General features: G+C 32.2%; 8 protein-coding genes. All 8 read left to right on the forward strand.

Going from position 1 to position 9788, the window contains the following annotated elements:
* On the forward strand, positions 1-988 hold a 988-nt coding region (chrA, locus tag C3E89_RS03405), incomplete at its 5' end, for a chromate efflux transporter (RefSeq protein ID WP_236911087.1).
* Positions 989-1121: 133 nt separating this feature from the next.
* Positions 1122-3341: an ABC transporter ATP-binding protein gene (locus tag C3E89_RS03410; protein ID WP_236911088.1), complete on the forward strand. Its 2220-nt coding sequence runs from the start codon at positions 1122-1124 to the stop codon at positions 3339-3341.
* Positions 3338-5194, forward strand: a complete 1857-nt coding sequence (locus C3E89_RS03415; protein WP_236911089.1) for an ABC transporter ATP-binding protein — start codon at positions 3338-3340, stop codon at positions 5192-5194. The genes C3E89_RS03410 and C3E89_RS03415 overlap by 4 nt, the downstream gene beginning before the upstream one ends.
* A 96-nt stretch (positions 5195-5290) precedes the next feature.
* Positions 5291-6517, forward strand: coding sequence for an ABC transporter substrate-binding protein (locus C3E89_RS03420; protein ID WP_336512930.1), 1227 nt, complete (start codon positions 5291-5293; stop codon positions 6515-6517).
* Between the two features lie 11 nt (positions 6518-6528).
* The gene (locus C3E89_RS03425; protein ID WP_236911090.1) at positions 6529-7230 is read left to right on the forward strand and encodes a GTP-binding protein; all 702 of its coding nucleotides are present in this window, start codon (positions 6529-6531) and stop codon (positions 7228-7230) included.
* The gene (locus C3E89_RS03430; protein WP_236911091.1) at positions 7223-8248 is read left to right on the forward strand and encodes an ATP-binding cassette domain-containing protein; all 1026 of its coding nucleotides are present in this window, start codon (positions 7223-7225) and stop codon (positions 8246-8248) included. Before C3E89_RS03425 ends, C3E89_RS03430 begins: the two co-directional genes overlap by 8 nt.
* Before the next feature lie 89 nt (positions 8249-8337).
* Complete coding sequence (locus tag C3E89_RS03435) at positions 8338-8580, forward strand: hypothetical protein (protein ID WP_236911092.1); 243 nt, start codon at positions 8338-8340, stop codon at positions 8578-8580.
* Between the two features lie 147 nt (positions 8581-8727).
* Positions 8728-9788 (forward strand): hydroxylamine reductase (gene hcp / locus C3E89_RS03440; RefSeq protein WP_236911093.1); only part of this gene is annotated, 1061 nt, incomplete at its 3' end.

The raw sequence follows: 9788 nt of genomic DNA on the forward strand, positions 1-9788 counted from the left end.
AGAAATAATAAATAAAAGGAAATGGATTAACCATGATAAATTTATGGATTTAATTGGAGCTACTAATTTAATCCCTGGTCCTAACTCAACAGAAATTGCTATTTTCATAGGACATCATAGGGGAGGAATACTAGGTTTATTTTTAGCCGGTATATCCTTCATTATACCTGCCATGGGAATTACCTTATTATTTGCGATAGCTTATGTAAAATATGGGAGTATACCTCAAGTGGAGTCCTTGTTTTATGGAATGAAACCTGTAATTATAGCTATAATACTACAAGCTTTACTTAGATTAGGGAAATCCGTTATAAAAAACAAACTATATCTAGTATTTGGATTAATTATAACTGGTTTATCTCTTCTTGGGATTAGAGAGATACCACTATTATTAATGTCTGGCTTAGTTATTATGGTTATATTAAATAGAGAGAATATATATAATAAATTTTTTAGTTTTTCTATTATGCCACTTTCTTTAATTTTCTTAACTTTTTTAAAAATAGGAGCAGTTCTTTATGGAAGTGGTTATGTGTTGTTGGCTTTCTTAGAGTCGGAGTTCATAAAAAAATTAGGACTTCTTACTAATCAGCAGCTAATAGATGCTGTAGCAGTAGGTCAGTTTACACCAGGACCTGTCTTTACTACAGCTACCTTTATTGGATATTTACTAGGGAATACTTTAGGTGCAGTATTAGCTACTATAGGAATATTTATACCTTCCTTTTTGCTGGTCATAATAATAAACCCTATTATACCTAGATTGAGAAAATCTATTTGGATTTCGTCTATGCTAGATGGGATAAATATAGCCTCTTTATCATTAATGGCAGTCGTAACATTTAAATTAGGTACTGCATCATTAATAGATGGGTTAAGCATATTCATATTTGCTATTTCTTTATTTGCCATAATGAAATATAAAATCAGTTCATTTTGGCTGATTATAGGGGGTAGTATTATTGGATGGATAAGCAGTTTAATATAATTTGATAGAATAGTTAGAGCAATCTCATTTACTGTAGCGGTGATATTGAAAAGATAATACTTAGAAGATTATCTATGCAAATGAGAGATAACCTTATTAATGCAAATAATGAAAATTAATATAGGAGGAAAAAATGTTAAAGATATTAAAAGAACTCAAGCCATTTACCATACTAATATTTATCATAATAGGGTTACTCTTTCTTCAAGCAATGACAGAACTAGCCCTACCTGATTATATGTCCAATATAGTTAATGTAGGCATACAACAGAGTGGAATTGAAAATGCAGTTCCTAAAGTGATAAAAGAAGAGGGTATGGCTAAAATAAAAATATTTTTAGACGAAAATCAAAAGAATTTTATAGATGAGAGCTATAAATTAATAGGTAAGGAAAATTTAACAGATGAAGAATATAATAAGTATTTCAATGAATATCCAGCTTTAGAAGAAGAAAATCTATATATTTTAAATACTTCTTCTAAAGAAGATATTGAATATATAGATTCTTTTTTAGGTAAATTTATGTTTATTGTATTAAATATAGAAAAAGGTGCATCCCAAGGAATCATACCAAATCTTCCAGAAGGAACAGACCCTTTTATAGCCTTTAATAATTTATCTAAAGACCAAATTGATTTAGTAAAAAACAAAATTGATGAGGAATTTAAAAATATACCAGATAGTATGATAGAACAATCTGCTATAAATTATATAAAACTCCAATATGAATCTATTGGTGTTAATATTGGCAAAACTCAATCCAACTATATTTTATATACAGGAGGAATAATGCTGCTTATTGCACTGCTGAGTATGGCAGCGTCTATACTTGTAGGATTTTTATCTGCCAGAGTTTCAGCTTCCTTTGGGAGAAATTTGAGAGATAAAGTATTTATAAAGGTTACTTCATTTTCAAATGCAGAATTTGACAAATTCTCCACAGCTTCTTTAATTACAAGAAGTACAAATGATATACAACAAATACAGATGTTTATAGTTATGCTTTTAAGAATGGTGTTTTATGCTCCTATTTTAGGAGTAGGTGGAGTTATAAGGGCTTTAGACACCAATGTTTCTATGGCATGGATAGTCGGTGTAGGTGTGATGGCAATACTAACTCTCGTTATAGTACTATTTTCTATAGCTACACCTAGGTTTAAGAGGGTACAAAGACTTGTTGATAAAGTTAATCTTGTAATGAGAGAGGCCCTTAATGGAATGATGGTTATAAGGGCCTTTAATACTCAAAAATTTGAAGAGAAAAAATTTGATAAAGCCAATAGGGATTTAACTAAAACTAATCTATTTGTATCTAGGTTAATGGTTACAATGATGCCCACTATGATGTTGATTATGAATGGTATTACATTACTCATAGTTTGGATAGGAGCTCATGAAATAGACAAAGGCTTTATCCAGGTTGGGGATATGATGGCCTTTATGCAATACGCTATGCAGATAATTATGTCCTTTCTCATTATTTCAATGATTTCCATAATACTTCCTAGAGCTTCTGTATCAGCCCAAAGGATAGTGGAAGTTTTAGATGCAGGTGTGACAATTAAGGATACAGAAACAGCTAAGGAATATAAGAAGAGTGGAAAAGGATTATTAGAATTTAAAAATGTTAGCTTTAAATATCCTGGAGCAGAAGAATATGTTCTTGAAGACATATCATTTACTGCAAGGCCAGGAGAAACCACTGCTTTCATAGGAAGTACAGGAAGTGGAAAATCCACTCTTATTAATTTAATACCTAGATTTTATGATGTTACGGAAGGACAAATTACCCTTGATGGAATAGATATAAGGGATATAAAACTTCACGATTTAAGAGAGAAAATTGGATATGTGCCTCAAAAGAGTGTATTATTTTCAGGAAATATTGAAAGCAATCTAAGGTATGGAAAGAATTTTGATGCTAAGGATGAAGATATAATAAAGGCTATAGAAATAGCTCAAGCAAAGGGGTTTGTAGAAGAGAAAGAGAAAGGAATTTTATCTGAAATATCCCAAGGAGGTACTAATGTTTCGGGAGGACAGAGACAAAGGCTTTCTATTGCTAGGGCATTGGTTAAAAAACCAGAGGTATTTATATTTGATGACAGTTTTTCAGCTTTGGATTTTAAAACTGATGCAGCTTTAAGAAGGGCTATGAATAAAGAAATAGAGGGTAGGACGGTGCTTATAGTAGCTCAAAGGATTAATACTATAAAGAATGCTGAGAAGATTATCGTTTTAGATAGAGGAAGGATAGTAGGCATGGGTACCCATAAGGAACTTCTAGAGAATTCTGATGTTTATAGACAAATTGCCCTATCACAACTATCGGAGGAGGAACTTGCAATATGAGTGAAAGAAAGATTGAAGATCATAGAAGAAGACCTAAGGGTCCTATGAGAGGGATGGGAAGGTTTGATAAACCTAAAAATTTCAGAGAAACTTTTAGGAAACTTCTCAATTATTTAAGACCCTATAGAATAAAACTTATTATAGTAATAGTCTTTGCAATAGGAAGTGCAGCCTTTTCAATAGTAGGTCCTAAAATACTTGGTAAAGGGACTACCAAGATATTTGAAGGTCTTTTAGGTAAGGTATCTGGCATTCCCGGCTCTGGTATAGATTTTCAATATATAGGAAATATTATTTTAATCCTTATAGGACTTTATTTAACCAGTGCTTTATTTTCCTATATTCAGGGATTCATAGTTACTGGAGTAGCCCAAAGGATATCCTATAATTTAAGAAAGGAAATATCCAAGAAAATAAATAGGCTGCCCCTTAAATATTTTGACACAAATACTCACGGTGATGTATTATCTAGGGTTACTAATGATGTGGATACGGTAAGTCAAACATTAAACCAAAGTATGAGTCAGATTATTACCTCCGCTACCACTTTAATAGGGGTACTTATTATGATGATATCTATAAGTATCAGAATGACTATTGCAGCCCTTTTAATATTACCTATTTCAATGTTCTTAGTTTTAAGTATAGTTAAAAGATCCCAAAAATACTTTAAAGTTCAGCAAGAATCATTAGGACGGGTAAATGGTCATATAGAGGAAGTATACGGTGGGCATAATATAATGAAGGCCTTTAATGCAGAGGAAACAGAAATTGAAGAATTTAGAGGGATCAATGGAGATCTTTATAATTCAGCTTGGAAGGCTCAATTCTTATCAGGGATGATGCATCCTATTATGATGTTTATAGGTAATCTGGGTTATGTTGTAGTATCTATTCTTGGAGGATGGCTTGCCATTAGGGGAGCTATAGAAGTAGGGGATATTCTTTCCTTTATTCAATATATAAGGAGCTTTACCCAACCTATAGCTCAAGTAGCCCAAATAAGTAATGTACTACAATCTACTGTGGCTGCAGCTGAGAGGGTATTTGAATTTTTGGAAGAAGATGAAGAAATTGAAGAGAGCGAAACTCCCGTAAAATTGAAGAACATAGAGGGAAGGGTTAAATTTGAAAATGTGATATTTGGATATGATGAAGATAAAATAATCATTAAGAATTTTTCTGCTAATATTGAACCAGGTCAGAAGGTTGCAATAGTTGGACCTACAGGGGCAGGAAAAACTACAATAGTTAAACTTCTCATGCGTTTCTATGAATTAAATGAAGGTAGAATATTAGTTGATGGACAGGATATAAAGGATTTTACTAGAAAAGATTTAAGAAATAATTTTGGAATGGTTTTACAGGATACATGGCTTTTTTCTGGTACTATAATGGAGAATATTAGGTATGGAAGATTAGAAGCAACAGATGATGAGGTTATAAAAGCAGCAAAACTAGCCTATGCTCATAGGTTTATTCAAACCTTACCAGATGGATATAATATGGTAATAAATGAAGAGGCAGACAATATATCTCAAGGACAAAAACAATTACTAACCATTGCTAGGGCTATTCTCTCAGACCCTAAAATATTAATATTAGATGAAGCTACATCCTCTGTAGATACAAGGACGGAAATACTCATACAAAAAGCTATGGAAAACTTAATGAAAGGAAGAACCTCCTTTGTAATCGCCCATAGGCTTTCGACTATAAGAGATGCAGATTTAATCCTTGTGATGAGGGATGGAGATATAATAGAACAAGGTAACCATAAAGAACTTTTAGATAAAAATGGATTCTATGCAGAACTTTATAATAGCCAGTTTGAAGAACCGGAAGCATCTTAAAACACTAGAGTTGGTAACGATTGTTACCGACTCTTTTGTTATTTAAAACTATAATAAATATATTAGTAACGGCATCTATATAAGGAGGAATTGATAGTGAATAAATATTTTAATATAAAAGATAAAGTTTATGATATAACGGAAAAATATCCAGAAACCATAGATGTATTTGTTACCCATGGTTTTACTCAATTAGCCAATGAAAAGATGAGAAAATTAATGGGAAAAACTATTTCATTAGAAATGGCATTGAAAAGTAAAAGGGTTAATGTAGATTTATTTACTGAAAAATTAATAGAGGTAATTGAACAGAATAGAAATTTCATAGATGAAACTTTAACTTTAGAAAATAAAAAAGAAGAGGCTGATGTAAAAATAGATGGAGTCCTTCCCTGCCCTGTAAGGATACCTTTAATGGATGCCTTTAACGAATGGATGGAAGAGGAAGGAAGTAAATTAGGTATGACTGTAGATTATGAATTAAAAGCAGCTTCAGCAGGAGTAGATTGGTTGAAAGAAGAAATAGAAAAAGCAGAAACAGAAAAAGAATTATCAGATTTATTCATATCTGCAGGATTCGATCTATTCTTTGAAAACAGATTAATGGGGAAATTCAAATCTAAAGGAACCTTTGAAGATATAACAGGATTTGAACAATTAAATGAAGATTTCCAAAATGAAGATATAAATTTACAAGATCCAGATAGAGAATACTCTATAATAGGGGTAGTTCCTGCAGTATTTCTAGTAAATATGGAAGAATTAAAAGATCAAAAGGCTCCTAGGAGTTGGGAAGATATATTAAAACCTGAATTTGAGAATAGAGTAAGTTTGCCAATTGGGGATTTTGATTTATTTAATGCTATTTTATTAAATATATATAAAAGATATGGAGAAGATGGAATAAAAAAATTAGGGAAATCCTTGTCTAAAGGGATGCATCCTTCAGAAATGGTAAAATCCCATATGAAAATAGTAAGACCAGCAATTACCATAATGCCTTATTTCTTTACTAAGATGACTAAAAAAGATGGACCTATGAAGGCAATTTGGCCAAAGGATGGTGCTATTATAAGCCCTATATTTTTATTATCAAAAAGATCTAAAAAAGATAAATTGAAACCCTTTGTAAATCTATTTGCTTCCAAGGAAGTAGGAGAAATTCTATCTCACAATGGAAGATTTCCTAGCACTAATCTAGAAGTAGACAATCAGATACCAAAGGATCAAAAATACATGTGGCTCGGTTGGGATTATATAAAGGAAAATGATATTGGGAAATTAATCAAAGAATGTGAAAGAATATTTAATGAATCAATTTAGGAGGAATATATATGAATTTAGTTACGGTTTCAGGTCCTCCTTCATCAGGGAAGACCTCTATTATATTAAAAGTAATAGAAGCATTGAAACAAAGGGATATTACTGTAGGAGTAGTTAAATTTGATTGTCTCTATACAGATGATGATATTTTATATGAAAAAGCAGGTGTTCCTGTAAAAAAAGGTTTATCTGGTTCTCTCTGTCCAGATCATTTCTTCGTATCCAATATTGAAGAGGTGATACAGTGGGGAATAAAGGAAAATTTAGATCTTTTAATTACTGAATCTGCAGGATTATGTAATAGATGTTCACCTTATATTAAAGATATAAGATCCATCTGTGTAATAGATAATCTATCCGGCATAAATACACCTAAAAAAATTGGACCTATGCTTAAATCGGCAGATATTGTAGTTATTACTAAGGGAGATATAGTGTCCCAAGCGGAAAGGGAAGTCTTCTCCTCTAGAGTAAATTCTGTAAACCCAAGGGCTATGACTATGCATATAAACGGATTAACTGGTCAAGGAGCCTTTGAACTTAGTACCTTACTATATGGAGAAGATGAAAATATAGAAACAGTTCAAGGAAAACAACTTAGGTTTCCTATGCCTTCTGCTTTATGTTCTTATTGTTTAGGAGAAACTAGAATAGGAGAAGACTATCAAATGGGGAATGTAAGAAAGATAAAACTAGGTGATGAAGATGAATAATATATTAGATACTATGACAATAAAAGAATTACAACAAAAATACCCCTTTATTATAAATTATTTTGAGGAAAATAGATTAGATATAGAAGGATATGAAGATAAAACCTTTGAAGAATATCTAAATCATTTTACTGAAGAGGAAAAAGAAGAATGGGCTATTGATATTAGAAAATTAATAGAAGATTTATCTTCGTATATTATACAAATGGTGGAATTTTTAGGTATGAAAGACGAAGATGAAATAGAGTCCTTAACTATAATAGCTGGTACTGATAAAAATGGGAACAAGGAAGGATTTGAAAAATTGATAATTTATAAATCGGAGATAGTGTCCATAGTAGGGCCTACAGGCTCTGGTAAAAGTAGACTTTTAGCTGATATAGAGTGGACTGCACAAGAAGATACGCCTACGGGAAGGAAAATCCTTATAAATAATGAAGTTCCAGATATGAAATGGAGATTTTCATCTAATAACAAACTAGTAGCTCAATTATCTCAAAATATGAATTTTGTAATGGATTTAACTGTAGAAGAATTTTTAGAACTCCATGCTGAAAGTAGAATGGTAGAAGATGTAGATATAGTAGTAAAAGAGATAATAGAAGCGGCTAATAATCTAGCAGGTGAAGAATTTAAATTAACTACGCCCATAACTAGTCTTAGCGGTGGACAATCTAGAGCCCTGATGATAGCCGATACTGCAATTTTAAGTTCTTCACCTATAGTTTTAATAGATGAAATTGAGAATGCGGGAATTGATAGGAAGAAGGCATTAAATCTATTGGTAAGTAGTGACAAGATTGTCCTAATGGCAACTCATGACCCTATTTTAGCTCTTATGGCAGACAAAAGAATTGTAATAAAAAATGGTGGAATAGATAAGGTCATTGAGACCAGTGAAGAAGAAAAGGAAGTATTAGCAGAATTAGAAAAGATGGATCACATAATGCAAAATATGAGAAATGATCTGAGAAATGGTTTGTCAATTAATAATGAACAGTTGACAATGCACAATTAAAAGTGGTAGGGGAGACTTGTGGTCTCCCGTAGGAGCTGGTATCTATACAAGTACGCGAGACTGTTAAAAACAACGAAAGGATGATTAAAATGCATGAAGGATGTTCAGGAAGTTTTGAAAACGGCAAACAAGTGGTGGATAAAATAAGGATGATGGGATTTGCAAATCAACCTATGGTAATGCCCCTTACTATAAAATGTACGGAATGTGGAGAGGAATTTGAAATGGAATGCCATGAAGGCAAATGCCCAAATTGTCACATGGTCTATGGTGTAACTCCATGTCATGCCTTTGACCCAGATAATGTTATGGCAGCAGGGAAAGAATATTAGGCTTACGGTAGTTTTGAATTATAAATTGAAAGTAATGACAATGATAAATATTATCAATTATTTTTCGTTTTGTAACATAGGTTACCGAAATGGTAGGGATTGTATATTAAAATAGATTTATCAACAATAAACAAGGGGGTTAATAATATGTCTATGTTTTGTTATCAATGTCAAGAAACGGTTGGAGGAAAGGGCTGTACAAAAGTAGGGGTCTGTGGTAAAACAGCAGATTTAGCCAATTTACAAGACTTGATGATTTATACTTTAAAAGGTATTTCAGAATTAGGAGTTAAAGCAGATGAAATAGGATATGAAGTAGAAGGTCTAGATAGATTTATCATGGATGGTCTATTTATGACAATTACAAATGCAAACTTTGATAAAGAAAGATTTTTAGGAAAGATCAAAGAAGGTCTTAAGATAAGGGATGAGCTAAAAGCAAACTTAAGGGAAAAAGGAGTAAACTTAGACGATTTGAAAGATGCTGCTACTTTTTCAGTTAACTCTGATGATGATATAGTGTATAAAGCAAATAACGATAAAGATAGGGTAGGAGTATTAGCCACAAAAGATGAAGATATTCGTTCATTAAGAGAGCTTATTACTTACGGATTAAAAGGTATGGCTGCCTATGCAGAACATGCAGATAACCTAGGATATAATGACCCAGAGATTGCTAAATTCATGAGAAAAACTTTAGCAGCTACAATGGATGATAGTTTAACTGTAGATGATTTAGTAGCTTTAACTTTAAAAACAGGAGAATACGGAGTTAAAGTAATGGCATTATTAGATGAAGCCAATACTTCAACCTATGGAAACCCAGAAATAACGGAAGTAAATATAGGAGTAAGAAATAACCCTGCAATTCTTGTCTCAGGACATGATTTAAAGGATTTTGAAGAGCTATTGAAACAAACAGAAGGAACAGGAGTAGATGTATATACCCATAGTGAAATGTTACCAGCAAACTATTATCCAGCATTCAAAAAATACGACCATTTTGTTGGAAACTATGGTAATGCTTGGTGGAAACAAAAAGAAGAATTTGAAAAGTTCAATGGAGCAATACTATTTACAACTAACTGTATAGTACCACCAAAAGAATCCTATGCAGATAGAGTATATACTACAGGTTCCACTGGATACCCTGGATTTAAACATATTCCAGACAGAGTAGATGGGCAACCTAAAGATTTCTCAGAAAT

Source organism: Clostridium sp. Cult1 (assembly GCF_021655095.1).
GTDB lineage: Bacteria > Bacillota > Clostridia > Tissierellales > Tepidimicrobiaceae > Schnuerera.